This is a genomic window from Taibaiella soli, from assembly GCF_003236175.1.
Lineage (GTDB): Bacteria > Bacteroidota > Bacteroidia > Chitinophagales > Chitinophagaceae > QKTW01.
This window is the reverse complement of sequence record NZ_QKTW01000003.1, coordinates 145,201-170,157: the sequence shown is the minus strand read 5'-3', so window position 1 is coordinate 170,157 and position 24,957 is coordinate 145,201. Positions and strand designations below refer to the sequence as shown.

Below are 24,957 nucleotides of genomic sequence, written 5' to 3'. Positions count from 1 at the left end.
ACAAAGTACAGATGTCTTGGTGAGCAAACGAGATATAGATGTCATGGCGAGCAAACAAGGTATAGATGTCTTGGTGAGCAAACAAGGTACAGATGTCATGGTGAGCGTAGTCGAACCATAGTGTGTTGGCATCACATTATGCAGGATGTCTCCTATCGTCGACATGACAAACGCGGGCAAGAAGTCCACATTTTTTGACTTTTGAATTTTGACTTTTGAATTCGAACACGGTTATTAGTACAGACAAGCTTACCAAACGATTTGGCGATTTCATTGCGGCCAACGAGATTACGTTTGAAGTAAACAAGGGCGAAATATTTGGTTTTCTTGGAGCGAACGGAGCGGGTAAGACCACAGCGATGCGTATGCTCTGCGGTTTGTCCATCCCATCTTCCGGAAGCGCAACTGTTGCGGGGTTTGATGTGTACAAACAAACGGAGCAGATCAAAAAGAACATTGGTTATATGAGTCAGAAGTTTTCCTTGTATGAAAACTTGACGGTGCTCGAAAACATTAAATTCTGGGGTGGCATTTATGGTTTATCGAACAAACAGATCAAAGAGAAAGGCGACGATGTGGTACGTAAACTTGGCTTTGAGAAAGAAGCAAAAAAACTGGTTGGTTCATTGCCTTTAGGGTGGAAACAAAAGCTCGCTTTTTCTGTGGCAATCATTCATGACCCAACGATTGTATTTCTGGATGAACCCACCGGTGGCGTCGACCCGGTAACGCGTAGACAATTCTGGGACATGATTTACGAAGCAGCACACAATGGCGTTACTGTTTTTGTAACCACGCACTATATGGATGAAGCGGAATATTGTGATCGTATCTCGATTATGGTTGATGGCGTGATTAAAGCACTGGACACTCCTGAAAATCTCAAACAACAATTCAAAGCGGCATCAATGGACGAAGTGTTTTATGAACTGGCACGAGGGGCTACGAGAGCGGAGTAAACACCCCCATCCCCTGAAGGGGCGTCTCTGCGCGAGTACTCATGTAATTATCACAAAAAATATCGAACAACAAATGAATCGACCAAAACACAACTGTCAATTGTCAACTGTCAATTGTCAACTATAATGCGGCAATTATTAGCGTTCATACGAAAAGAATTTGCGCACGTATTCCGCGATCGGAAAACGTTGCTGATGCTGTTTGGATTACCGGTGGCGCAGATCATTTTGTTTGGATTTGCATTGAGCAATGAAATCAAGAATGTAAAGATTGTAGTGGTGGATAACGCGAAGGATATTGCATCGCAGGAAATCACACAGAAGATTGCAGCTAGTCAATACTTTCAACTACAGAAAACATTTGACGATGCGCATAAAATAGAACAGGCATTCAAAGAAGGAAAGATCAAAGCAGCAGTGGTTTTCCCTGTTAATTTTTACTCGGAATTAACGCATCTCAACAAAGCGCAGATACAGATCATCGCCGATGCCTCTGACCCAAATACAGCAACAACAGTTACCAATTATCTGACGTCCATCATTTACGATTACCAGACACAGCAGGCACAAAATGGTCAGGTACCTTATCAGATCAATGCGGAAACGACGATGCTTTACAATCCGCAGTTGAAAAGCGCTCCCAACTTCGTTCCGGGTGTAATGGCACTCGTATTAATGTTGGTTTGTGTTATGATGACCTCTGTAGCAATTGTGCGTGAAAAAGAATTAGGGACCATGGAAGTCTTATTGGTATCACCGTTCAAGCCGATTATGGTAATCATTGCGAAAGCAATTCCTTACCTCATTTTATCTTTTGTAAATGTGATTACGATTCTTCTGCTGAGTGTGTTTTTATTAGACCTTCCAATCAAAGGAAACTTACTACTGCTGCTCGGTGAAAGCATGCTGTTTATCATGACCTCGCTTTCTGTGGGTTTATTAATCTCTACCAAAACTTCTTCGCAACAAACGGCGATGATGATTTCGCTGGTGGGCATGATGCTGCCAACAATTCTATTCAGCGGTTTTATGTTCCCGATTGAAAACCTTCCAAAAGTTTTTCAATGGATATCGAATATCATTCCCGCAAAATGGTATTACATCATCGCAAGATCGGTCATGATAAAGGGTTTGGGCTTTCAGTCAATTTGGAAGGAAACACTAGTGCTCATAGGGATGACGGTGGTTTTGCTGGGCGTCAGTTTGAAATCATTTAAAAAAAGGCTCGAGTAAGTTTATATGTTGAAAGTTGACAAGTTGATACGACCTGCAATAAAACAAATGCAATGAAAATTAAAACACGAAATCAGATCGCCACGTCCTCCTGCCTCGTCCTCGCGATGACCGCATTGAGTGCTTATACATCTCATTTGTACCAAGCCGCGGGTCATTGCGAGGAGAGACCAAGCAGCGAAGCTGTGGGGTCGACGTGGCAAACTGATTTCGCGAAGTGTAAAAAACAACTCGTGAGACAACGAAACATTAACTGTCAATTGTCCATTGTCAACTGTCAACTTTAATTAATGAGAACGATAATCTTGTTACTGCAAAAAGAATTCCGGCAAATATTCCGGAACAAGGCTTTGTTGCCAATATTATTTGTGGCGCCAATCATGCAGTTGCTCATATTGCCGCTGGCGGCAGATTACGAGGTGAAGAACATTAACCTGACTGTTGTTGATCATGATCATTCTGATTATTCGCACAAATTGACTTCTAAAATCACCGCATCAGGATATTTTCGTCTGGCGGGTAATTTCAATTCCTACAAAGAAGCGCTGAAACAGATTGAAGGAGACGCTTCTGATCTGATCCTGGAAATACCACAAGGTTTTGAACGTGATCTGATTCGGGAAAATACGCAAAAAGTTTTTGTTGCTGTCGATGCGATCAATGGCATCAAAGCCGGACTGGGTGGCGCTTACCTCGGCAGGATCATCGCAGATTTCAACGGCGAAATACGCATGAAATGGACCCAACCAAACATGATCACACCAGGCATTGACATCGCTTCATCCAATTGGTACAATGTGCATATGGAATACACGCATTACATGGTGCCGGGAATTCTTGCATTGTTGGTAACGCTCGTCGGTGGATTAATGAGTGCCCTGAATATTGTAATTGAAAAGGAGATCGGAACGATTGAGCAGATCAATGTTTCGCCAATCCGAAAATATCATTTCATCATCGGAAAGCTTATCCCATTCTGGATTCTGGGCATGTTCATTTTTACAATCGGCTTATTCGTTATCGCAAGATTAGCGTACGGAATTTTTCCGATGGGCAGTATTCCAGCGTTATACTTATTCGTAGCCGTGTATCTCATCGCCTTACTGGGCTTTGGTTTGCTAATCTCCACCTATTGCAACAACCAACAACAAGCGATGTCCGTAGCATTCTTTTTTATTCTCATCTTCAATCTCATGAGCGGTCTGTTCACGCCAATAGATAGCATGCCAGGTTGGGCGCAGACGGTGGCCAAATTCAATCCGGTAGCTTATCTGATTGATGTGATGCGTATGGTAGTACTCAAAGGAAGCGGGTTCAAAGAAATAAAAACACAACTACTCACTATCTGTGCATTTGCATTAGTATTGAACAGCTGGGCAGTCATTAATTACCGGAAACGATCTTAGTCAATGTGTCTAAATGTGTTCAATATGGAAAATGTGTTTCCTCAAATTTTATCAAGCTAGTGAAATGAAAAATGGCTTAAAGATTGCTCCTTAAGCCATTTTCTATTTTTTTTAGTAAATAATGCGCAGCACATTAATCACATTCCATCACATTTATCACATTACTCATTATCTCGTCATCGCATTAATCATTTCCTATTAGTAAAATGCTGCGCAGCACATTAAACACATTCCACCACATTAATCACATTTTAACCAGCAACACATTCGCAGTCGCCACGACACCTTCTTCTCTGCCAATAAAACTCAGCGTCTCCGTCGTTGTGGCTTTAATGGAAACATCGTCAATAGTGAGTTCCAAAATGCCGGCAATTGCTTCCTGCATTTGCGGCACAAACGGTTTAATTTTTGGCGCTTGCAGCAACAACGTGCTATCTACATTCACGAGCTTGTATCCTTTTCCACGGATCAGATCATAACTACGTTTCAGCAGAATTTTACTGTCGATGCCTTTAAAGCTCATATCCGTATCCGGAAAGTGTTTACCAATGTCGCCCAACGCTAACGCACCAAGCATTGCATCACAAATAGCGTGCAGCAACACATCCGCATCCGAATGCCCTACCGCACCTTTTGTATGCGGAATCAACACACCTCCCAGCCATAGTTCACGCCCTTCCGCCAACTGATGAAAATCTATACCCTGGCCTATTCTGTACATTCTGTTGTTGTTTATTTTTTGCGTTACCGCTAAAATTATTTCCAGATATTCAATCCGAACTCTTCACCTGTTTCGTATGCTTCATCGTAGCCAGCGTCCATGTGACGCAGTACACCCATTGCAGGATCGTTGTACAGCACACGACGCAGACGTTCGTCAGCATCAGCAGAACCATCCGCAACAATTACCATACCGGCATGCAGTGAATAACCCATACCAACACCACCACCATGGTGGAAAGAAACCCAGCTCGCACCGCCAGCAGTGTTGATCAGCGCATTCAGAATCGGCCAGTCCGCAACCGCATCGCTACCATCTTTCATTGCTTCTGTTTCACGGTTTGGTGAAGCTACCGAACCACAATCCAGGTGATCACGACCAATTACGATTGGCGCTTTTACTTTACCAGTGCGAACGAGTTCGTTAAACAGCAAACCTGCTTTCTCGCGCTCGCCCATACCCAGCCAGCAAATACGTGCAGGAAGACCCTGGAACGCAATTTTATCTTTAGCCAAAGTCAGCCAGCGTTGTAGTCCTTTGTTTTCAGGGAACAACTCAGCCAGTGCTTTGTCTGTTGTATAAATATCTTCAGGATCGCCGCTCAGCGCTACCCAGCGGAAAGGACCTTTACCTTCACAGAACAACGGACGGATATAAGCCGGTACAAAACCAGGGAAATCGAACGCATTTTCTACACCACGTTTATCTTTCGCCTGACCACGAAGGTTATTACCATAATCGAAAGTGATAGCACCGCGTTTCTGCAGTTCCAGCATCTGACGTACGTGACGCGCCATTGTATCCAGAGAACGTTTGATGTATTCTTCCGGATTCGCTTCGCGCAAAGCATTTGCTTCTTCCACGCTCATATTTTCAGGGAAATAACCCACCAGTTCATCGTGTGCAGAAGTCTGGTCAGTCAATGTATCAGGAGTGATGTTGCGATCGATCATACGTTGCAGCAGATCTACCACATTACAAACAACACCGATAGAAATCGCTTCGCCATTTGCTTTTGCATCCAGCGCCATGTCGATTGCTTCGTCAATGTTATGACTCATTTTATCGATGTAGCGTGTATCCAGACGTTTTTGAATACGCCATTCTTCCACATCCGCAGCCAGACAAACACCTTCGTTCATCGTGATGGCCAGCGGCTGAGCGCCACCCATACCGCCAAGACCAGCAGTAACGTTGAGCGTGCCTTTCAGGCTACCGTTATAATGTTGGCTTGCCAGTGATAAGTATGTTTCATAAGTACCTTGCACGATACCCTGTGAGCCAATGTAAATCCAGCTACCTGCAGTCATCTGACCATACATCATCAGACCCTTTGCTTCCAGATCACGGAAATGTTCCCATGTAGCCCAGCGTGGCACCAGGTTTGAGTTTGCGATCAGTACACGCGGCGCATTTTTGTGCGAACGCAACACACCAACAGGTTTACCAGACTGCACCATCAGCGTTTCATCTTCGTTCAGATTACGCAGACATTCCAGAATTTTATCGAAACTCGGCCAGTTGCGCGCTGCTTTACCGATACCGCCATAAACGACGAGATCTTCAGGACGCTCCGCCACTTCCGGATCCAGATTATTCTGAATCATACGGTAAGCTGCTTCTGTTACCCAGTTTTTACAATGAAGTTCGGTACCTGTAGGCGCTTTAATCACGCGCTTTCCTGTTGCTACTGACATATAAAAAGGTATTTTATTAACGTTTGCGGCGTGAAATTAACAAGAACAGTTGACAAATGGCAGGAACGACCGATAATTCGGATTTTAGCCAAAATCAACCATATGAATCCCAATGATTAATTGACAGTTGCCCATGCGATTGCAGGGGGCATTACTCAATGCGAGTTTATTAACACAGTCTATATAAAACACAGTCATTGCGAGGAGGAGGCAGGACGACGTGGCAACCTGATTTCGCGTTTAAGTCAAAACATTTTGCCACCAGCATTTCATCTCCGTTCAAACATAGTTGCGTCGCTCCGTTCATCGTCAGTACTACTATTAAACCTTTCCCTGAGCGAAATCAGATCCCCACTTCCTCGTACCTCGTCATCGGGATGACTCGAGCGAGTATTATCCATCGTGAGTATTATCCCGCGCAAGTGTTTCCCATAGCGAGTTTCACATAATAAATGACACAAAAACACGGTCATTGCGATGAGTTGGCAAACAGCAAAGCTGTAGAAACGAAGTAGCAACCTGATTTCGCGCCGGGAAGAAAGATGGCTTTCCCGCTGGGCGGGATAAACTCAGACCTCACCATGATGCGAATGCTAAAACGTGGACTGTGGTAAAATAAGTGTCACCCTGAGCGGCGTCGAAGGGCGGTAACATAAGTCAACACTCCCATGGTTCGATTCCGCTTACCATGACACTCACTTTAACACAATTCGTATGTTGTCTATCTCACTTTTTGTCACCCTTAGCGGCGTCGAAGGGCGGTAACATAAGTCAACACTCCCATGGTTCGACTCCGCTCACCATGACACTCACTTTAACACAATTCGTATGTTGTCTATCCCACTTTTGTCACCCTGAGCGGCGTCGAAGGGCGGCAACATAAGTCAACACTCCCATGGTTCGACTCCGCTCACCATGACACGCATTTTAACACAATTCGCATGTTGTCTATCTCACTTTTGTCACCCTGAGCGGCGTCGAAGGGCGGTAACATAAGTCAACACTCCCATGGTTCGACTCCGCTCACCATGACAAACTGAATTAACTGTCAGCTGTTCGCTGTCAACTAAAAAAGCGCCCCCAACAATTACAGTTGGGGGCGCTTTTTTAAAATTTTATTCCTGCACAGGCGGCTTTGGTTGCTGCGGCGGCTGTTGTCTTGGCGGACGCGGCGGCCTTGGCTGCTGTGATTGATTCTGATTTTGTGCTTGCTTCGGCTCACCGCCAGCGTTACCTTGATTATTAGGCTTTTGCTGTTGCTGCTGTGGTTTTGGCTTTGGTACACCTTCCTGTTTTGACGGACGGTTTTGATTGTCCGGACGAGGTTGCTGCTGACCTTGCTGATTTTGCGGCTTTGGCTGATTACCGCCTTGTTGTTGCGGTTTTGCCTGTTGCTGCTTCGGTTGGTTTGGCTGACCTCCGGCTTGTTGCTGTGGTCTTGGCTGCTGAGGTCCTTGCGCTTTCTGCTGCTGATTTTGCTGCTTCGGCTGAACCTGGTTGCCACCACCCAATTGCTGTGCCTTCTGTTGTTTTTGCTGCTGTTGTTGCTGCTTCGGCTGACCTTGCTGCTGCGGTTGCTTTCCTTGTTTGTCGGAAGCTTGCTGCTGCGGTTTGTTGCCACCACTGCCAGATTTTTTCTTTTTGCTGGATTTCTCCAAAGTTTTCAGGCTAATTTGACCTACGTCATTCACGAAGCCAACATCTACCTTAATACCTTTTTTCTCAGCATTAGTTTCAATTTCCACCGGCTGCAGTTCATCCGGTTTAATACCTTGTTTATTAAGACTGAGTATTTCTTTTACGCGAGTGATCGACAGAGGGTATTGTTTATTGCTATCAGAATAGCTATACCACATCAGATTTTTAAAGATGTCCTTTTTCTGAAGGTTCGCTGTACCCTGAATAGTCTGTATAGATTCAGCATGATCCGGGAATATCCGAAGCGCATCCATATACGTATCCAGTTCATAGTTCAGACAGCATTTCAATCTGCCACACTGACCGGAAAGTTTCGTCTGATTGATAGACAAATTCTGATAACGTGCTGCTGTTGTATTCACCGATTTAAAATCAGTCAACCACGTACTACAGCAGAGTTCGCGTCCGCAGGAACCGATACCGCCTACTTTTCCGCTTTCCTGACGTGCACCGATCTGGCGCATTTCCACTTTCAGTTTAAATTCGGAAGCATACACTTTAATCAGTTCACGGAAATCCACACGCGAATCAGCGGTATAGAAGAAGGTAGCTTTTTTGCCATCGGCTTGTATTTCTACCTCACAAACCTTCATTTCCAGTTTCAGATGACGGGCAATGGCTCTGGAACGAACCATTACATCCTGCTCACGGTCTTTCTGATCGGAAAAATGTCTCAGATCTTCATCAGAAGCAGGGCGCAATACACGCTTGATGGCCGGACTGTCTTCCACGCCATTCTTTTTCATTTGCAGTTTTACCAGTTCTCCGGTAAGGCTTATCTGTCCTACGTCATAACCACCCACACCTTCTACAGCGATCATCTCACCTTTTTCAAAGATATTAGGAGTATTATTTCTATAGAAGTCCTTTCTGCTGCCTTTGTTAAACGTTACCTCAATTACCGGATAAGGTTTTAAGCTATCTTGAAGGGGTAAAGCGCTCAGCCAGTCGAAAACATTCATGCGGTTGCATCCACCAGTACTACATCCACCATTGCTCTTGCAACCAGCAGGTTTTCCGCTTGCGCCGGACCCACAATTGCCACATCCCATTGTGATTTATAAATTTATATAGACGGCCCAGCAAGTTCGCTCCTGTTCACAGATTCAAGACATATTATATCTGTCTTATCTCTACAACTTCTGTAACCGATTGTGAAAAAATATTACCTAGTCTGCGAATTTACAATAAAAAAGCCTTCTTTACTAGAAGGCTTTCTACAGATTGAGGAAAATAGATTATTGGACAAGTAAACGTTCTGTTTTTAATACCTGGCCGTTGTCCCGCACTACCAGCTGGTACATGCCCGCCGGTAGGTTGAAATCGTCTCTGAGCTGGTATTTGCCTTTTACCAGTTTCCCGTCATAAATAGTACGAGCCTTCTGACCCAGGGCATTGTATAAACATATATTCCCCTGAATATCATTTTTCAAATCGAGCATCACAGTTACCTGATCATGCGCCGGATTCGGGAAAATACGCACGCTATTCATCGCAGCAGTCACATTGCCAACAGATGCCGGCGAAGGATTTTTACGCATCACCAGCGTAAAATCCTGCGAGAACATGCCATCGCGAAGGCGGAAAACAATGGTTTCGTCTTTGGTGTAAGTAACCGGCGGTGTCCAGGTAAAGTTTCCGGTAATGTTGTTGCCGCTTCCTGTTACACCAAACATGGCAGGAACAGCCATCTGGAAAACACCTCCATATGCCTGCATCTGTAAATTAGCCGTACTACTTGCTTCCTGTCCGGAAATACTGAAATTCAGCTGTTGACCCGGATCATAATACACATAATAATAGCCATCCCCCGAATTCGTCATGTACGGAGACACCATTGAGAACGACGGTGTAGCACCGCCACCCGGAATCACCACATATTGCATGTCGCGGATGATCGTGCCAATTTGCACACCGTTCCGGTATTCTTTCACTTCGAAAGACTGGATAAAATTACCCAGCGTATTTGGCTGCCAGCTGATTTCTCCTGTAACCGGGTTCATTGTGAAAGGTCCTGTTGTTGCCCCGGGAGGTGTTGTGAAACCCGCGACACTGACCATTGCAGTGGGTGCCTGATAAGCGCCAATCGGCGTGTTTAATCCCCAGGCGATGGAATCGGCATCGGGGTCATAGGGCAGCGGATTGTAGGTGATTGGCGTATTGACCGGAAAATAGGCAACCGGCATGGCAAGGAAATCCGGCGAACTGTTATTAGCGGCCGCCGGAGCTTGAAAATCGGTGTAGAGCACCATGTTTTCATTGAGTGGCGCCGTTGCATTCTGTATCGCACCATTCCGGCAACAATTGGAGTATACAAACCGGTAAGTATTGCCAGGAACCAGATTGACATCATAAGTGTAAACGCCCACTTCAATACCATAGGGAAAGCTCGGAATCAGCGCCGTGCCTAATGTCCAGTTACGATTAACCGTAGTTTGCAGCACACCTACAAACTGATTGGTAGTTGCGCTGAGACTGTCAACATACAGAAAATCGACCGAAGTAAGCGGGATGCCCGTTGTATCGCGATAGAGTGTAATGGTTACGGTATAATTATTTCCAGAATTATGGGTAACAATCAGATCACCCCCCATTAAGTGAGTGGCACGCGCTGCTATAGAGCAGCTAAAGATGAGTAGCAGTAGTAGTGGTAGTAGTCTTTTCATAAAAAAGGATTTTTAATGTATTATCAGAAAAAAGACGAAGACCAGTCGTGATTAGTTGGGCATGAAAAAGCAAACCAGCTGCGGGTTTTACGCAACTGGTTTATTTATAACGACAAAACTTTACAAAAAATTTACATTTCTACTATGAGCTTACGCTGAATAATGTATACCAAACGAATGGAAAGCGCATGTAATTGCGTGCGGGAATGTGCATTCCGTTCAATAAAATAGATGCTTTGGGAGATTGTTTTTACCATTTCCTGCAGCACATCGTAGGGTAATCCGCGGGCGGCCAGTTTTTGTACGAAGCCAGCTTCTTCTGAAGGCAATGCAATAGGTACATCCGGCAAATACATGGCTCTCAGTGATTGTTCTAGCAATTGGATCACATAATTGAGAAAATTCTTCTGCTGCTCCCTACCCGCTTTCGACCATTCTTCCGCAAATTTTGCAATACCTAAACCATTGTTGGTGAATAAAACATTAAACCAGTTTCTCAACTCGGGGAACAGATCATTATCTGCGTGCTTCACAACGCGCAACGCTTCCGTATAACTACCGTTGGCCATTTGTGCCACTTGCGCTGCTTTACGTGGTTCGGCCACCATACTTTCGGTCAAAGCCAGTTCTATCTGCGCCGGAGTAACAGGCGTAAGGCGAATTAATTGAGTGCGGGAAAGAATTGTCGGTAAAATATCTTCAATGTTTTCCGCAACCAATATCATAATGGTATCTACCGGCGGCTCTTCAATAAGCTTTAGCAGAATGTTTCCTTCTTTGCCGAGATATTCAGGACGCCAGATGATCTGTATTTTTTTCCCGCCTTCGTATGATTTCAGATTGAGCACATCAATGATATCACGACATTCTTCGGCAGTGATATTACCCTGTTTGTTTTCTGCGTTGATGAATTGCAGCCAATCATAAGTAGTGCCATAAGGCGTATCTCTGATGAATTCTCTGAATTCGGAAATAAAATAACGGCTCATTGCTTTGGTGCCAGCCTTTGGCGGAATGCTCGGAAAGCTCATATGAAGATCGGCATGTTCCAGTTTGGCTACTTTCTGGCAATCGGCACAAACACCACAGCTATCGCTTCCGGTTTTGTTCTTGCAGAAAATATATTGCGCCAGCGCCAATGATAGCGGCAGTCCGCCGGTACCTTCGGCACCCGCCAGCAATAATGCGTGCGGCAGATGATCATGTTGCCACATTCCTAACAATCCTTCCTTTGCCGCTTGCTGCCCTACTACGTTACGAAATAACATACGGTAAAGATAGCGTAAAGCGTAAAGCATAAAGCTTAAAGCTTCTCATGGTATTGCATTAACCATACATTGCAAACTCCTGACCAAAAAGTTTACGAACGAAATACAGCATGGGCAGGCTTTATGCTTTGAGCGTTAAGCTTTATGCTTAAATTAGAACATGAAAAAAATTATCCTGAATCTCGCTATATCACTTGACGGTTTTATTGAAGGTCCAAATGGCGAATACGACTGGTGTTATGACGACCAGGACTATGGTATGGAGGAATTCCTAAAAAGTATTGACAGCATTTTCTACGGCCGCAGAAGTTATGAGGTACTGATGCAATCTGGCAGTAATCCGTTTGCAGCAAAGCGACAGTATGTTTTCTCCAATACGTTGCCTGCAGCCGAAGGTGCCATTGTAATTAATAAGGACATTCTGGGTGCGGTGGAAATGCTGAAACAACAACCGGGTAAAAATATCTGGCTATTCGGCGGGGCTCAACTAACGAATTATTTTCTGGAAATGGGTTTGGTAGATGAACTATTACTGGCTGTGCACCCTATTTTGCTTGGCTCCGGCAAAACGCTGTTCGGTGAACGCGCACACCGCATTCAACTGGAATTGCTTTCGAGCAAGGTTTATGATACAGGATTGGTGCAATCGAGATATGCGGTGAGGAAATAATTCAAAAGTCAAAAACTAAAAATGTGAGTGGTGCCCTTCGCCTCCGCTCTGGGTGACGGCCAGTTGTGAGTGTTTGGCGTCTTGCCCCTTACGCATCTTTGCAGAAACCCAAAAAAGAAAACGGTCAGACGACGCTAAGCCGTTTGACCGTTTTTTATAACTCATAATTTATAACTCATCACTCAGTCCGTGTCCAGGTGGTCGTTCGCCCGATGAGCGAAATGCCAACGTAGCCGCGAATATCAAGTGTACTTCCTTTAAAGGTCATTTTGCAATCGTAAGTCTTTCCATTTTTTGGGTCGTAGATGGTTCCGTCTTCGTAACCGGCACTGCCGTCTTTCTCAAAACCTTTTAAAATCAGCAAACCCATCAATGGTGTATTGCGCAGATTTTCCTTCGGATTTTTTTCATCTACTTTCGGCTTGCCATCTTTGTTTGGATCTTTCAGCCAGACGATCTTGCCATAATACTTTCCGTCTTTGGCCAGATAAATATTAACCTTGGCTGTTTTCTCTTCATTCAGCCACAAACCTTCCACCTGATCCTTTTGCGCGAAGGCACGATTGGTAAAACTGAAGATCATTACCAGCAGCAGACTGTACTGTAAAATACGTTTCCAAATTTTCATAGTTGTACGTTTTAAGTTGTACGTTATAAGGTAGAAAATCATTATTTCACACATTAACTCTCCATACCGCGATTCCAAACATTACCGATATTAACGGCAACAAACTTCACGCAAAGACGCACAAGCTTTAAGGTTTTAGCTTTTGTGACAAACGCGAGTGAATTCACTTAGCATACTCACAACTGACAACTCACCACTCACAATTAGTTCGCATCATCCAGTGAACCAGCGCCCGTAGTTTCTGAATTGATGGTCGGATGACCTTTGTAATGCACATCTCCCGCACCACTGATTGATACGTCCAGCTTTTGTTCTGCACTGAGCTCAATATCACCAGCACCGGAAACTGTAGTTTTTACTTCTGCAACTTTTAAGGGAAATGCATTGATATCGCCAGAACCAGTAACGGTATAACTAGCTTTCTGCACACTGCCATTCTCCACTTTCAGACTGCCCGCACCGGTAATGTCCACATCAAAATTGGAAACGCTTATGTTTTCAGCAAGTACATCACTTACGCCGGTAATAGCGAGCGAAAAATTATTGCCGGTCAGATTGCCTTTGATATCCACATCTGCGGAACCTGTAAGCGATAAATCTTCAATGGCAGGCATGGTAATATCGGCCACCACATCTTTATCAGTTTCAAAATTGGTAGCTTCCGGAATGGAAATATAAAGTGTGTTTCCTCTTACTTCCGTTTTAATCTCTTTGACAAGATTTTCATATCCGCTGAGCTGAACGGACGGTGTAGCACCATTTTGCAGATGAATAACCGCCTTTACAGGCGCAGAGATTTCTACTTTGGAAAACCCGGCCGTAGATCTGGTTTCGGACTTATCTTGTCCATGACCGGTAATGTAATTTTGCTTACAGGAAAGAAGTGCCAAGACAGGCAATGATGCAATCAGGAAAATACGTTTGTTCATAATGGTGTTTTTGAAAAAGGTTATGAAGAAACGTGCTGATGCTGCTTATGACTCGCGGTGTGATTGCGATCTCCACCACATAAAACCGAGTGTGCCGATAATGCCGAGTGGAATGAACGCAAGATAAACGATGCCCATGTTCAACCCTTTCGCGCCTTTTTCACCCAACTCACCGGCCGTTTTTGTACAAACCGAACAACCCTGAGCCATTGCTGCTCCTGCCATCAGCACAAACAAGAATACAAACAACACACGTTTCATCTTTGAAGATAGTCTTTTTAATTAATAATTGTCTTCAGCAAATTGCTTCGCAAAGGTACAACTCCCGTGATTATGAATAATAAGGAGCAATTAAAAGGTATACCAACACTCCGGTAACGCTCACGTAAAACCATAAAGGCCAGGTATATCTTGCCAGCTTTTTATGCTTCGCAAATTCTCCGGTTAACGAACGGTATGCAGTAAACAGAATGAATGGTAAAATGATCGCCGCCAGCGGAATATGCGTGGCAAGAATGAAATAGTAGATATAACGCAACGCCCCTGTGCCACCATATTTAGTTTCACCGGCGAGCAGATGATGTGCGATATAAGACACCAGAAAAAGAATGGACAACACCATTGCCGTCATCATCATTTTCTTATGCGCCTCGTAATTCTTTTTCTTCACCGCTATCAATGCAGCCACCAGCAAGATCGACACCATTGTGTTGATCACCGCGTTGAACGTAGCAAACAGATGTGGATTAAATCCAAGATCTACTTCCAACTTGAACTTAGACAAAAGTGCAACCGCAGCAAACACAACAAACGATACAACCAAAATGAGCAGACGTGCCTGCTTGTCATTCTTCTTTAATACCGGAGCTAACATTTTTCTTTACTGTTTGGATTAAAACTAAAGGAGTATTTCCGTTCTGGTGATTAGTGTTTCATCTTATGCGGTTTCTGCAGGTCTATCCAGCCGAGGTCTGTAGCACAACGCTGAATTTCCATACTATCGAGACCATTGTAATAACCGCGGATATAACGGTTACGATCTAACACTACGATTTGTTCCGTATGAATAAAATCATCAGCGCCGCCGTCACCCTGCCCTACGGAGAGATGCAATTGGTTTCGTGCAAAATCATAGATTGTCTTCTTGTCACCTGTTAGAAACCACCAATGATCATGATTCGCACCATAGCGATCTGCATACACGCGCAAAGCCTGGAAGCTATCGCGTTCCGGATTTACGGTGATGGAGATAATCTGTACCAGCGTATCATTATTCTTCATCGCCGTGCTTCTGAAAGCATGTTGCAACAAAGCCATATTCCTGGTCAACCGCGGACAAATAGTCGGACAGTTCGCAAAGAAAAAATTGATCGCGATCAGTTTTCCTTTAAGATCCTTATTCAACGATATTTTTTCCCCAAGTTGATTGGTCAATTCCAGGTCCGCCACCTGATGGAAAACCGTATCATATTCCATCTTCCCACCTACCACCTGGCTATCCACGCGGTCAGCCACATAGAAACGAGGCAGTACTATATGATCTTTAGAATAATACTTGGTTATCCAATAGAACGATAGCGGCAACACAAAGGCTGCCGCTATCGCTAAAATGTACTTGTAAGCTTTATTTTTCTGATTCATTATCTGAATCGTTTTTTTATTTAGTTGCTTCAGTAGTCTGAGCAGGCATACCTGCGCGTACGTGAGAATTCATGTGCAGCCAGAACGCACCGTCTGCAAGGAATGCAATGATAAACCAAACGAAGAATGCGAGTGGCATCAGAACTGTAGTAATGAAACCTTTCTTCTCGTCGCCAAGGTGCATAAATACACGTACGATCAAAAATGCTTTCAGCAAAGTCAGCATCAGGAAGACGAAGTTATAGAACGTCATTGGGATACCTGAACTGTGAGAGATCAAACCCAGACCTACTTCTACGATTGTAATGATAGAAAGGTAAAGAGTGATCATCAGGATACGTTTTACCTGAGCTTTACTTGCACCTGAGTTGATATCACCTTCGTGATGTGCTAATACACCAGAATACAATTTTGACTGATCTCCTTCGTATAAATGCTGAATATCGTCGGTATGATGATGTGATGACATTATCGTAAATATTTTAGTTAGTGATAAAAAAGATTAGAGCAGGTAGAAACAAGTGAATACGAATACCCAAACGAGATCTACAAAGTGCCAGTAGAGACCTACTTTTTCAACCATTTCGTAGTGACCACGACGTTCGTAAGTACCATTTACTGCATTTACCAGAACGAGGATGTTAAATACCACACCGCTGGTTACGTGCGCACCGTGGAAACCGGTGATCGTAAAGAAGTAGTTGAAGAAGTCATGTGTTGCTTGCAGACCGTGTGCAGGAATCATCGCCTGAACCGCTTCGTCATGCTTGAAGAAATGGTGGATAGCGCTGATTGGCGTAGAAGGATCTGTGAAAGAACCCCACCAGCCACCTTCGCTGTGCAGGTGTGTCCACTCCCAAGCCTGACAGCTCAGGAACGCAATACCACCAATGATTGTCCACAACAACCATTTAATAACACCTTTTTTATCACCATAATGGCCTGCGTGTACCGCCAGTACCATTGTTACAGAACTCAGGATGAGAATGAAGGTCATCAAACTCACGAACATCAAAGGCAAGTTTGCCTCACCCATGAGTGGGAATGATTTGAAAACCTGGTTTGGATCAGGCCAAACGGCGCTGAAGTATCGGGTTGTACCATAAGAGATCAGGAATGCGCCGAATGTGAACGCATCCGATAACAGGAAAAACCACATCATCATCTTACCATAGCTCACATTGAACGGAGAACGTCCACCACCCCACATCTTAGTTTCAGAAGCTGCTGTTGTTGCTTGTGCCATAGACTATTTAATTACAGAACGCAGAATTATGCGAGTGCAAATTTTGAAAAAATTTTATTGATTTACCAGAAAAAACACGAATAAATAAATCCATAATATATCAACAAAATGCCAATATGTAGCAACGATCTCTAAACCCGTTGCATTATAGACTTTTACCCGCACTCTAAACGCCCGGAAAAATACAATCAAAAGAGCAATTACGCCACCCAAGATATGCAATAAGTGCATACCAGTGATAATAAACAGAAAAGATTCACTCGGATTGCCGTCTACACGAACGGTTTTTGCCGTTTGTTCAACCACGCCGCTGATGTTTACTACCTGAGGCTGATGATATAATTCGTAGAAACCGATTGCCTGCAATACAGCAAATAAAATACCCAATACCAGTGTCGTAGAAATCAAAGCACGATATTTTGGCATTTCGCGTTTTTTAAACGCACGCAGCCCTAATGCAACAGTAACACTACTCAGTAAAATACAGATCGTAGATGCCCAGAAAATTGGCGGCAGATGGAAAATACGCCAGTTGTCCTGGCCTTTGCGCACCATATAACCACTGGTAAAACCGGCAAACATCATAGCGATGCTGCCCATTGCAATCCACAGTACAAATTTTTGAGGATGTATTTTCCTTCTTTGAACAGGAGATGAAGACATAGTACCTTCCATCATTCTTTTTTTAAAGCTTATCAAACAACAAAGCCAGCAACACAGTTGGCAAATAAATAAAGGAGCTGAACATTACGCGGCGCGCTGTCTGCAGATCATTTTTCCGATAAAAAGCAACCGAAGAAGCGAAGTAAAAAATACCTGCTGCAATACAAACATACATGCCAATATTGCCGGTAATATTTAAAGTACGCGGAACTATAGCCATCGGAATCAGTATCAGACTATAAAACATGCACTGTAATGCGGTGAATTTTGAAGTTCTTTCCTGAGAAGGCAACATGCTGATGCCCGCTTTCTTGTATTCATCATAACCAACCCAACCAATTGCCCAATAATGCGGAAACTGCCAGAAGAACTGAAAAAGGAACAAAACGATACCGCCTACGCCAATGCTTCCTGTAGCAGCCACCCAACCTAAAAGTGGAGGGAACGCACCCGGGAAAGCGCCAATAAACACGGCGATCGGATGCACGCGCTTCATTGGTGTATAGGCAAAAGCATATAATAAATAAGAAAGAAAACTAAGTGCGCCGGCCAGCGGATTAAAATAAAGGCCAAGTAGTAAAGCGCCGGAAATACCTGCAATTGCAGCCAGAATCCAGGCTTCTGTTGTTGAAATACGTCCGGTAGGAATCGGACGGTTCATGGTGCGTTTCATCAGCGCATCGCCTTCACGCTCAATGATTTGATTGATCGTATTAGCACCGCCCGTTACCAGGATACCTCCCAGAAAAAGGACACTTACTTCCTTCCAGGCAAATTGCGTATGAGGTGCGAGCAAATAACCGATTACGCTGGAAAAAACCACCATAAAACTCAGGTTTGGCTTTAAGAGCTGGCTATAATCCTTTATACGGTCCTGCACAGGCATATACCATTTAGAATCAATTGTTTCTTCCCGTAACATGAACAGCAGATAAAATGAAAACTGGCTGCAAAGGTAGGCAATAAGTTCTAAACGCCGCTATCCATTATTATTGATTCTGAAACTAATCTCACGCATCGTTTTACAATTAAAAATATATTACATTCATATTGAATAAGTAAAAAGCTAGTTGTATGACTGCAAAATCTACTCCAACGCCAGGTTTCCACCGCTTTCTATTTCTTTTTATTTATCTGTCGTTACCCAATCTATGTTTCGCGCAATCTGATCCGCCCTCAAACACCAAACCACACTGGTCAGGAGGAATCGGTCTTTCCTCAGGATTGTCTTACACGGGCTTTAATATGTATCTGATGCCGGAAGTAAGTTATGGCAAACATAATCTCTCTATCGGGCCGAAATATGTGGTCAGCGATAGTTATGTACCTTATAAAAATGTATGGGGTTATAATATCAACTACAGATATGACATCATGACCTATAAGCATTGGCGCAGCGGTATTTCTTTCGATTTTCAATCCGCTTTTTATAAACCAAATAATCCTTACAACCTAGACGTAGGTAACAAACACAACAAAATTCATGAAATGTTTGTGGTGCTCTCTCTGTTTTATCATTTCACCAAAGAGCGCCGCTATTATGTAGGACTTGATATTGGCAGCGGCTTTTTCTCTGAAAGTTATCATGACCTGGTCATCGGTAAAGTGAACCGGAATTTCGGCCGGACGAATATGGTCACCTTCACTATTGGCTATAAAATCTTCAAATAATGCGCATCCTGATTCTTTTCCTCGCTATACTCATCTGTGCTGGTTGTAAGAAAACGACGCGGAACTATGATAACATCAGCGGTGGTCATATCTCCGTGATTGGCCATGGCGGAAGTGGTTTTTCTTACCTTATCAATAATTATCCGCCCAATTCATGGTCATCGGTAACAAGGGCTATTGAATACTATGGTGCTGAAGGCTCTGAGATCGATATTCAAATGACGCGCGACACCGCAATTTTCATGTACCATGATCAGAACCTCGAGATATCGAGCTCCTGCATTGGTTGCCTGTACTCCTACGATTCAGCTGCGCTGTGCGATTGTATTTTCAAATCAGTGCAAGGCCAGATTCCGGGAGATCATCTTACACCACTCCAGGAAATAATTACCCATTTTCAAAGCAGAAGTATTAAACCAATGCTCTTTTTCGATGTGCACTCCAACAGCGAATGTGTGGACACAAAATTTGAAGAAGGCAGTTATTATTTCCATGAAATGAATGTGCTCAACAGACTGTTTGCCGCGGAAAATTGCTATGGCTGGGTGCATATACAATCAGGGGTAAAAGGCTTGATTACTTATGTGCACAATCATTGTCCGCAGATGCAAACATTGTTTGATTATTGCGCCGACTCTTCAGATGTGGACTTTGCGGCTGCAAACGGTTGTATGGGCGTGGCCGGCAATTCTTCCGATATGTCTGCCGACCTTGTGAAATATGCCCACCAAAAAGGCCTCAAAGTGCAACTTTATGGCGGGCAGGGAAAAAACGGCACAGTGGATGCGCTCAATAAAGCGCCTGATTATTATCTGGCAGACGATATTGAACTCGTGCAAAATATTCTCGCTTATTAAATCGCCTTCAGTGCATCTTCAATGCTTCTGAAAATCGGAATCAGCTGATGACCGGATTCTGAAAGATGATATTCCACATGCAACGGTTTTTCAGAGATAATATGCCGCTGCAGAAAACCTAATTCCTCCATTTCGCGAAGCGCAGTGGAAAGTGATTGTTTATTACTGCCTTCCAGATCCCGCAACAATTGATTAAACCTTACGGGGCCGTTCAGCACTTGTAAAAATATCTGTGGTTTCCATTTTCCGGAAAGTTGTTTTAAAAGGCGTGAAGCCGGGCATTCAGTGCTAGTGTTTTGGGTGGTCATGATTTTCTGACTAATTGTTATGGGTAATTGGTATGAATATATTTGGCCTTCCTTAGTTAAAAGTAGCACGTAATAAGTGCCAGCTTTTTACACTACAAGGAGGATTGAGCCTGCAATGCTACGATTTTAAGTTAATGTTTTGAGTTAAAAGACCCAGGCGAAACTTACAACGTACAACTCCTAACCTGCAATTACGTTTCCAGCCCCTCTTTTCTTTCTCTATGAAAAACTCTGTGGTAAATACTTTCTTGTATAGCCACAGCTATGCCATTCAAAGTCAAAAACCAAAATCACTGATCGTTGATTTCTGATGTCTGATTTTGGTTTTACGCTAAGAAACGTAAAAAGTAAAAGTCCAAAAGGTATCGCCCAGAGTAAGTGTACAGATCTTTTGTGCTTTTATGGGGCTCAACGTCTTTAGGGGAAATAATATCACCCGTCCTAATGTAGTCGTGAGAAAAATAAAAATCAGAGCGAGAAAAATCAGACATCAGCGATCAGCAAATCAGCGATTGGGCTACCAACTTCCAGAAGCGCCGCCACCGCCGGTATCGCCGCCACCAAAGCCGCCAAATCCACCGCCACCGCCACCACCAGAGTCTCCACCACCCCAGCCGCCGCCGCCAAAGCCGCCGAACCCGCCAATACCACCGATGCCACCCCAGCCACCGCCCCAACGGCGATAACCTCGTCCACTCATGTAATTTCCTCCTCCGCCGCCGCCGCCGCCGCGACCAGACATCCAGACGATGAAATAGATCAGTACGATAATAATGATGATAGCACCCGCACCAATGCCTTTTTTACCATCGCTGCGATTGTTGTAATTCGCATCCGCGGTGTATTCGCCTTTGGTAGCCGCAATGATTTTATCCGCTGCTGCGCTAAATCCTTCAAAATATTGTTGCTGCTGAAACCTTGGCTTCATTTCCTCACGGATAATGCGCCCGCAGACAGCATCTGGCAGGGCACCTTCCAGGCCATAACCGGTGGTAATGTTGATCTTATGATCTTTTACAGCGGCCAACACCAGCACCCCATTATTCTTCCCTTCATTACCAATCTTCCATTTTTTAAAAAGCGCCGTACCGTATTCCGCAGGTTCGTATACACCGATACTCTCCAACGTTACAATGGCAATTTGTGTAGAGCTGGTTTTATCATATTCAACCAGTTTATCCTCCAACTGCTGTACCTGATCTGGCGTAAGAATGTGCGCAAGGTCATTAACGAGGTGAGGTGGCTCCGGACGCGGTGGCAATTCATTGTCTGCCTGCGCCAGTACATTGAAACTGCACACGACGCACAATAAAAAAATTACGGCTGACCGGAGTGTATGTAAAAAAGATTGTTTCATTTAAAGGCGCTTACTTGCCAAATACAATTTCATCGGGCAATTCATTTTTGGCCACATCGGGATCATAAGGAAAATGCTGTGCCAATGCTTTACCCAATTCTTCAATGCAAAAGACCAGCCCTTCTGCAACCATGCCGCCGGAGAGATATTGTTTCAATTTCTTCGCTGCATCGTTCCAAAAGGCCGATCCGCCTGCTTTATCATAGATTTCTGTGTCACCCATTATAGCAAACTGCTGATGATCGAATGCAATGTAAACCAATACTGCATTTCTCCGTACGGTATGTATCATGCCGAGCTTTACAAATATTTCCCGGGCACGGTCCATCGCATCAACATAATCGCATTTTGACTCTATATATACCCGGATTTCGCCGGTAGTTTTGCTTTCTGCTTTTTTAATCGCATCAACTACGAGCTCCTGAACTTCGGGGGCCAGTAAAGCTTTTTTCTTCTTTCCAAAAGAGAACATAGAGCGTCTATAATGGGTGAACAATACAAACTGTGAGTTGTCAATTGTCAGTTGTGAATTCCCGACAATTCTTAACCATTTCTGCTAACGTCCACTAGAACTGTACCGTCGGCGCTTTTTGCGCCGCAGCGTCCGCTTCAAACATACCTTTTACGTGGAAGCCGAGCATACCGGACAAAATATTGTTCGGGAATGAACGAATAGTGGTGTTGTATTGTTGTACCGCGTCATTAAAACCTTTACGTGCTACAGTGATACGATTTTCCGTTCCTTCCAGCTGATCCTGCAGCGACAGGAAGTTTTGATTCGCTTTCAGCTGCGGATAATTTTCAGTCACCATGAGCAAACGACCGAGCGCCTGGCTCAATTCGCCCTGACGCGCCTGGAATTCTTTTATTTTTTCCGGAGACAGATCATTCGGGTCTACTTTCAGGCTGGTAGCGCTGGCTCTCGCCTGGGTAACCGCTTCCAGTGTAGATTTTTCGAAATTAGCTGCACCTTTTACTGTATTTACAAGGTTTGGAACGAGATCTGAACGACGCTGATATTGGTTTTGCACCTCACCCCATTTACTTTTTACATTTTCATCGAGGGTCACCATAGATCTTTGCAGGTTACAGGTGCCACATCCGCCAATCACTACTATAAGAATTAAAACGATTAACGCAATAGTTCCTCCTTTCATAGACAATCAAATTTTATCCAAACCTACGTGAATTTTATGATTCGTAAATGGTGAATTATGAATGATGTAAATATAAATTCTCCTAATTCACACAAAAAGGCGAACTGCCTGGCCGTTCAAGGATTTTCACCTATCCAGGCTGCTGGTTCGCCGTTGCACTTATTTTATTTAAGATTGGATATTTCTGATTTGCGATTGTCCCGTGCAGCTACAATGTTTTTGAACATTCGTCAACTACGAATTGAAAATTATCCCTTCGGATGTTTTGCATGAGACTTGGACGGAAAATAATAACGAGCCGCCGCACCAAACAAATTGTGTGGAAAGAATTCAACATCAGTCAAAAAATTGACCGCAGGACGGAAATCGCCACTTAAGCCCAATGGTATTTTCTTAAATACATATTCCACCCCACCGATACCATCAATACCTAAAATAAACTGGCTGCCACGGTAATCATCTCTGTCCCAATTTCCGAAATGCATGCCGCCACCAAAGAATATACGCCATTGCGGATCAGGAAGATTAATGTGATACTCAACCAAACCTGCTGCAGTAACGCTCTGGCCTTCCAGCGCTATGATACCACCGGCATTGAGCTGCGCTTCGATCGCCAGATTCTGATCAAAAAAATACTTTAAAGTAAAGCCGCCGCCGTCTGGAGTCATACGCAAACCGAGACCGAGATTACTTCCTTGCGCCTGTACATTTGACGCAAAAAAAACACCTGCGACTAACCCGGAAAATGCATAAGCAATCTTCTTCATATTGAATGTTTTGATGAATTATGAACTAAATACCTTCTGAAAATGATGCCATAAAAATAAAACAAGGATTTTTTTGGTGGCGGTCGATAAATTTATTGGCAGAGGCTACTATTTTTGCGGGCAAATAATGATTGCATGCAAGCCAATTTTGAAGCTACACTGGAATATGCGCAAAGCCAGGATCAGGTAGATTTCCTGTATCCGTTCCGTGAACGTTTTCTTTTTCCGCAACACAATGGTAAGGACGTTTATTATTTCTGCGGCAACTCTTTGGGCCTTCAGCCTAAAAGTGTGTCTTACCTGATGAACCAGGAACTGGAAGACTGGGCCAAATATGGTGTGGAAGGACATTTCCAGGCACGCAATCCATGGTTTTCTTACCATCACAACTTTTCTGAAAGTCTGGCCAAAATCGTAGGCGCCAATAAAGAAGAAGTGGTAGCGATGAATACGCTGACTGTAAATCTTCATTTGCTGATGCTTTCTTTTTATCGTCCTGAAAAAGGCCGTTATAAAATTCTGATGGAAGCAGGCGCTTTCCCTAGCGATCAATACGCAATGGAAACGCAGGTGCGCATGTATGGCTACGATCCTGAAGATGCGATTATTGAAATGAAACCGCGTGAAGGTGCACACATTATTGAAGAAGAAGACATTCTTGCTGCTATTCAGGAAGCAGGCGACAGCCTCGCTGTGGTAATGTTTGGCGGTGTGAACTATTATACTGGTCAATTCTTTGATCTGAAACGCATTACAGATGCAGCTCATCGCGTTGGTGCTTATGCAGGTTTTGATCTGGCGCATGCTGTTGGTAACGTACCACTACAGTTGCACGACTGGAACGTAGATTTCGCTTGCTGGTGTTCTTACAAATACCTCAATTCAGGACCAGGCGGCGTAGCGGGCGCATTCGTTCACGAACACCATGGCAACAACCCAAAAACATTCCGTCTTGCCGGCTGGTGGGGCAATGAAGAAAAAGGCCGTTTCAAAATGGAAAAAGGCTTCACCCCGCAAAAAGGTGCTGCAAGCTGGCAAATGAGTAATGCTCCGGTATTTAACATGGTCGCACATCGTGCTTCTCTTGATATTTATGACAAAGCCGGTATTCCTGCACTGCGCGAAAAAAGCCTGCGTATGACGGCTTACATGGAATATTTGCTGAAAGATATCAGTCATTTACCGTTTACGATCATCACACCGGCAGAAAGCAACCGTCGCGGTTGTCAGCTATCAATGCTGTTTGCAGAACGTGGCCGCGAAGTGTTTGATAAACTGACCGAAGCAGGTGTAATTGCTGACTGGCGTGAACCAAACGTAATTCGTATTGCTCCGGTGCCTTTGTATAATACTTACGAAGATTGCTACCGTTTTTACGAAGTGCTGAAAGAAATGGAATAAGTTTTAAACTATGA

At 44.0% G+C, this 24,957-nt stretch carries 26 protein-coding genes; 7 read left to right on the top strand and 19 right to left on the bottom strand.

The genetic code is table 11. The features are described from left to right. Positions 1 to 215 precede the first annotated feature (215 nt). The 3 genes from DN068_RS02585 to DN068_RS02575 all read left to right on the top strand — a co-directional run bounded on the left by DN068_RS02585 (position 216) and on the right by DN068_RS02575 (position 3,598). Entirely contained in the window at positions 216 to 959 is a 744-nt protein-coding gene (locus DN068_RS02585; protein WP_110997323.1) for an ABC transporter ATP-binding protein, read from the top strand. A 126-nt stretch (positions 960 to 1,085) separates the two neighbouring features. Beyond that, complete coding sequence (locus DN068_RS02580; protein WP_110997322.1) at positions 1,086 to 2,192, top strand: ABC transporter permease; 1,107 nt, start codon at positions 1,086 to 1,088, stop codon at positions 2,190 to 2,192. 290 nt (positions 2,193 to 2,482) lie between these two features. Continuing rightward, positions 2,483 to 3,598, top strand: coding sequence for an ABC transporter permease (locus tag DN068_RS02575; RefSeq protein ID WP_110997321.1), 1,116 nt, complete (start codon positions 2,483 to 2,485; stop codon positions 3,596 to 3,598). A gap of 244 nt (positions 3,599 to 3,842) precedes the next feature. On the opposite strand, the gene ispF is transcribed toward DN068_RS02575, so the two are convergent. The 5 genes from ispF to DN068_RS02550 form a co-directional block, all read right to left on the bottom strand. Continuing rightward, the gene (ispF, locus tag DN068_RS02570; RefSeq protein ID WP_110997320.1) at positions 3,843 to 4,319 is read right to left on the bottom strand and encodes a 2-C-methyl-D-erythritol 2,4-cyclodiphosphate synthase; all 477 of its coding nucleotides are present in this window, start codon (positions 4,317 to 4,319) and stop codon (positions 3,843 to 3,845) included. A gap of 35 nt (positions 4,320 to 4,354) precedes the next feature. Next, positions 4,355 to 6,016, bottom strand: a complete 1,662-nt coding sequence (hutU, locus tag DN068_RS02565; RefSeq protein ID WP_110997319.1) for a urocanate hydratase — start codon at positions 6,014 to 6,016, stop codon at positions 4,355 to 4,357. 1,115 nt (positions 6,017 to 7,131) lie between these two features. Beyond that, positions 7,132 to 8,766 carry a PSP1 domain-containing protein gene (locus DN068_RS02560; RefSeq protein ID WP_110997318.1) on the bottom strand — a complete coding sequence of 545 codons (1,635 nt, stop codon included), beginning with the start codon at positions 8,764 to 8,766 and terminating at the stop codon, positions 7,132 to 7,134. Between the two features lie 186 nt (positions 8,767 to 8,952). Further along, complete coding sequence (locus tag DN068_RS02555) at positions 8,953 to 10,380, bottom strand: T9SS type A sorting domain-containing protein (RefSeq protein ID WP_110997317.1); 1,428 nt, start codon at positions 10,378 to 10,380, stop codon at positions 8,953 to 8,955. Between the two features lie 131 nt (positions 10,381 to 10,511). Then, positions 10,512 to 11,678, bottom strand: coding sequence for a DNA polymerase III subunit (locus DN068_RS02550; RefSeq protein ID WP_110997316.1), 1,167 nt, complete (start codon positions 11,676 to 11,678; stop codon positions 10,512 to 10,514). Positions 11,679 to 11,808: 130 nt separating this feature from the next. On the opposite strand from DN068_RS02550, the gene DN068_RS02545 reads away from it, so the two are divergent. Further along, positions 11,809 to 12,318, top strand: a complete 510-nt coding sequence (locus DN068_RS02545) for a dihydrofolate reductase family protein (RefSeq protein ID WP_110997315.1) — start codon at positions 11,809 to 11,811, stop codon at positions 12,316 to 12,318. Positions 12,319 to 12,496: 178 nt separating this feature from the next. Here the strand turns inward: DN068_RS02545 and DN068_RS02540 are convergent, their stop codons facing one another. From DN068_RS02540 to cyoE, 9 genes are all read right to left on the bottom strand, one after another. Then, positions 12,497 to 12,946, bottom strand: coding sequence for a DUF2147 domain-containing protein (locus DN068_RS02540; protein ID WP_207798835.1), 450 nt, complete (start codon positions 12,944 to 12,946; stop codon positions 12,497 to 12,499). 203 nt (positions 12,947 to 13,149) lie between these two features. Then, positions 13,150 to 13,875, bottom strand: a complete 726-nt coding sequence (locus DN068_RS02535) for a head GIN domain-containing protein (RefSeq protein ID WP_110997314.1) — start codon at positions 13,873 to 13,875, stop codon at positions 13,150 to 13,152. Positions 13,876 to 13,920: 45 nt separating this feature from the next. After that, positions 13,921 to 14,136, bottom strand: coding sequence for a hypothetical protein (locus DN068_RS02530; RefSeq protein WP_110997313.1), 216 nt, complete (start codon positions 14,134 to 14,136; stop codon positions 13,921 to 13,923). A gap of 70 nt (positions 14,137 to 14,206) precedes the next feature. Beyond that, on the bottom strand, positions 14,207 to 14,749 hold the full coding sequence (locus tag DN068_RS02525; protein WP_110997312.1) for a DUF420 domain-containing protein: 543 nt from the start codon (positions 14,747 to 14,749) through the stop codon (positions 14,207 to 14,209). Between the two features lie 50 nt (positions 14,750 to 14,799). Further along, entirely contained in the window at positions 14,800 to 15,516 is a 717-nt protein-coding gene (locus DN068_RS02520) for an SCO family protein (RefSeq protein ID WP_110997311.1), read from the bottom strand. Positions 15,517 to 15,532: 16 nt separating this feature from the next. Continuing rightward, positions 15,533 to 15,985, bottom strand: a complete 453-nt coding sequence (locus DN068_RS02515) for a cytochrome C oxidase subunit IV family protein (protein ID WP_110997310.1) — start codon at positions 15,983 to 15,985, stop codon at positions 15,533 to 15,535. Positions 15,986 to 16,018: 33 nt separating this feature from the next. Continuing rightward, positions 16,019 to 16,762 carry a cytochrome c oxidase subunit 3 gene (locus DN068_RS02510; protein ID WP_110997309.1) on the bottom strand — a complete coding sequence of 248 codons (744 nt, stop codon included), beginning with the start codon at positions 16,760 to 16,762 and terminating at the stop codon, positions 16,019 to 16,021. Positions 16,763 to 16,816: 54 nt separating this feature from the next. Next, positions 16,817 to 17,440 carry a cytochrome c oxidase subunit 3 gene (locus DN068_RS02505; RefSeq protein ID WP_243630069.1) on the bottom strand — a complete coding sequence of 208 codons (624 nt, stop codon included), beginning with the start codon at positions 17,438 to 17,440 and terminating at the stop codon, positions 16,817 to 16,819. Between the two features lie 7 nt (positions 17,441 to 17,447). After that, entirely contained in the window at positions 17,448 to 18,347 is a 900-nt protein-coding gene (gene cyoE, locus DN068_RS02500) for a heme o synthase (RefSeq protein WP_243630066.1), read from the bottom strand. A gap of 152 nt (positions 18,348 to 18,499) precedes the next feature. On the opposite strand from cyoE, the gene DN068_RS02495 reads away from it, so the two are divergent. Further along, a complete protein-coding gene (locus tag DN068_RS02495) occupies positions 18,500 to 19,096 on the top strand; it encodes a hypothetical protein (protein WP_123985209.1) in 597 nt (198 codons plus the stop codon). Continuing rightward, positions 19,096 to 19,953, top strand: coding sequence for a glycerophosphodiester phosphodiesterase (locus tag DN068_RS02490; RefSeq protein ID WP_110997307.1), 858 nt, complete (start codon positions 19,096 to 19,098; stop codon positions 19,951 to 19,953). Before DN068_RS02495 ends, DN068_RS02490 begins: the two co-directional genes overlap by 1 nt. Here DN068_RS02490 and DN068_RS02485 read toward each other — a convergent pair. The 5 genes from DN068_RS02485 to DN068_RS02465 all read right to left on the bottom strand — a co-directional run bounded on the left by DN068_RS02485 (position 19,950) and on the right by DN068_RS02465 (position 23,542). Continuing rightward, entirely contained in the window at positions 19,950 to 20,261 is a 312-nt protein-coding gene (locus DN068_RS02485) for a winged helix-turn-helix transcriptional regulator (protein WP_110997306.1), read from the bottom strand. The two genes, DN068_RS02490 and DN068_RS02485, sit on opposite strands and share 4 nt — an antisense overlap. Before the next feature lie 517 nt (positions 20,262 to 20,778). Continuing rightward, positions 20,779 to 21,561: a TPM domain-containing protein gene (locus tag DN068_RS02480; RefSeq protein WP_243630064.1), complete on the bottom strand. Its 783-nt coding sequence runs from the start codon at positions 21,559 to 21,561 to the stop codon at positions 20,779 to 20,781. Between the two features lie 67 nt (positions 21,562 to 21,628). Further along, on the bottom strand, positions 21,629 to 22,090 hold the full coding sequence (locus tag DN068_RS02475; protein WP_110997304.1) for a TPM domain-containing protein: 462 nt from the start codon (positions 22,088 to 22,090) through the stop codon (positions 21,629 to 21,631). Positions 22,091 to 22,184: 94 nt separating this feature from the next. Further along, a complete protein-coding gene (locus DN068_RS02470; protein ID WP_110997303.1) occupies positions 22,185 to 22,775 on the bottom strand; it encodes a LemA family protein in 591 nt (196 codons plus the stop codon). A gap of 248 nt (positions 22,776 to 23,023) precedes the next feature. Continuing rightward, positions 23,024 to 23,542 (bottom strand): hypothetical protein, encoded by a 519-nt coding sequence (locus tag DN068_RS02465; protein WP_110997302.1) that lies wholly within the window; start codon positions 23,540 to 23,542, stop codon positions 23,024 to 23,026. Positions 23,543 to 23,677: 135 nt separating this feature from the next. Between DN068_RS02465 and kynU the strand changes: the two genes are divergently transcribed. Beyond that, the gene (gene kynU, locus DN068_RS02460) at positions 23,678 to 24,943 is read left to right on the top strand and encodes a kynureninase (RefSeq protein WP_110997301.1); all 1,266 of its coding nucleotides are present in this window, start codon (positions 23,678 to 23,680) and stop codon (positions 24,941 to 24,943) included. The last annotated feature ends 14 nt before the right edge of the window (positions 24,944 to 24,957 follow it).

Coding starts and splice junctions, on each gene's coding strand:
- cyoE (WP_243630066.1), bottom strand. CDS start 18,347: ATGTTACGGGAAGAAACAATTGATTCTAAATGGTATATGCCTGTGCAG.
- DN068_RS02530 (WP_110997313.1), bottom strand. CDS start 14,136: ATGAAACGTGTGTTGTTTGTATTCTTGTTTGTGCTGATGGCAGGAGCA.
- DN068_RS02545 (WP_110997315.1), top strand. CDS start 11,809: ATGAAAAAAATTATCCTGAATCTCGCTATATCACTTGACGGTTTTATT.
- hutU (WP_110997319.1), bottom strand. CDS start 6,016: ATGTCAGTAGCAACAGGAAAGCGCGTGATTAAAGCGCCTACAGGTACC.
- DN068_RS02520 (WP_110997311.1), bottom strand. CDS start 15,516: ATGAATCAGAAAAATAAAGCTTACAAGTACATTTTAGCGATAGCGGCA.
- DN068_RS02540 (WP_207798835.1), bottom strand. CDS start 12,946: ATGAAAATTTGGAAACGTATTTTACAGTACAGTCTGCTGCTGGTAATG.
- DN068_RS02555 (WP_110997317.1), bottom strand. CDS start 10,380: ATGAAAAGACTACTACCACTACTACTGCTACTCATCTTTAGCTGCTCT.
- DN068_RS02465 (WP_110997302.1), bottom strand. CDS start 23,542: ATGAAGAAGATTGCTTATGCATTTTCCGGGTTAGTCGCAGGTGTTTTT.
- DN068_RS02580 (WP_110997322.1), top strand. CDS start 1,086: ATGCGGCAATTATTAGCGTTCATACGAAAAGAATTTGCGCACGTATTC.
- DN068_RS02485 (WP_110997306.1), bottom strand. CDS start 20,261: ATGACCACCCAAAACACTAGCACTGAATGCCCGGCTTCACGCCTTTTA.
- DN068_RS02505 (WP_243630069.1), bottom strand. CDS start 17,440: ATGATGGAAGGTACTATGTCTTCATCTCCTGTTCAAAGAAGGAAAATA.
- DN068_RS02490 (WP_110997307.1), top strand. CDS start 19,096: ATGCGCATCCTGATTCTTTTCCTCGCTATACTCATCTGTGCTGGTTGT.
- DN068_RS02550 (WP_110997316.1), bottom strand. CDS start 11,678: ATGCTTTACGCTTTACGCTATCTTTACCGTATGTTATTTCGTAACGTA.
- DN068_RS02470 (WP_110997303.1), bottom strand. CDS start 22,775: ATGAAAGGAGGAACTATTGCGTTAATCGTTTTAATTCTTATAGTAGTG.
- DN068_RS02495 (WP_123985209.1), top strand. CDS start 18,500: ATGACTGCAAAATCTACTCCAACGCCAGGTTTCCACCGCTTTCTATTT.
- DN068_RS02525 (WP_110997312.1), bottom strand. CDS start 14,749: ATGTTAGCTCCGGTATTAAAGAAGAATGACAAGCAGGCACGTCTGCTC.
- ispF (WP_110997320.1), bottom strand. CDS start 4,319: ATGTACAGAATAGGCCAGGGTATAGATTTTCATCAGTTGGCGGAAGGG.
- DN068_RS02475 (WP_110997304.1), bottom strand. CDS start 22,090: ATGTTCTCTTTTGGAAAGAAGAAAAAAGCTTTACTGGCCCCCGAAGTT.
- DN068_RS02560 (WP_110997318.1), bottom strand. CDS start 8,766: ATGGGATGTGGCAATTGTGGGTCCGGCGCAAGCGGAAAACCTGCTGGT.
- kynU (WP_110997301.1), top strand. CDS start 23,678: ATGCAAGCCAATTTTGAAGCTACACTGGAATATGCGCAAAGCCAGGAT.
- DN068_RS02575 (WP_110997321.1), top strand. CDS start 2,483: ATGAGAACGATAATCTTGTTACTGCAAAAAGAATTCCGGCAAATATTC.
- DN068_RS02510 (WP_110997309.1), bottom strand. CDS start 16,762: ATGGCACAAGCAACAACAGCAGCTTCTGAAACTAAGATGTGGGGTGGT.
- DN068_RS02535 (WP_110997314.1), bottom strand. CDS start 13,875: ATGAACAAACGTATTTTCCTGATTGCATCATTGCCTGTCTTGGCACTT.
- DN068_RS02515 (WP_110997310.1), bottom strand. CDS start 15,985: ATGTCATCACATCATCATACCGACGATATTCAGCATTTATACGAAGGA.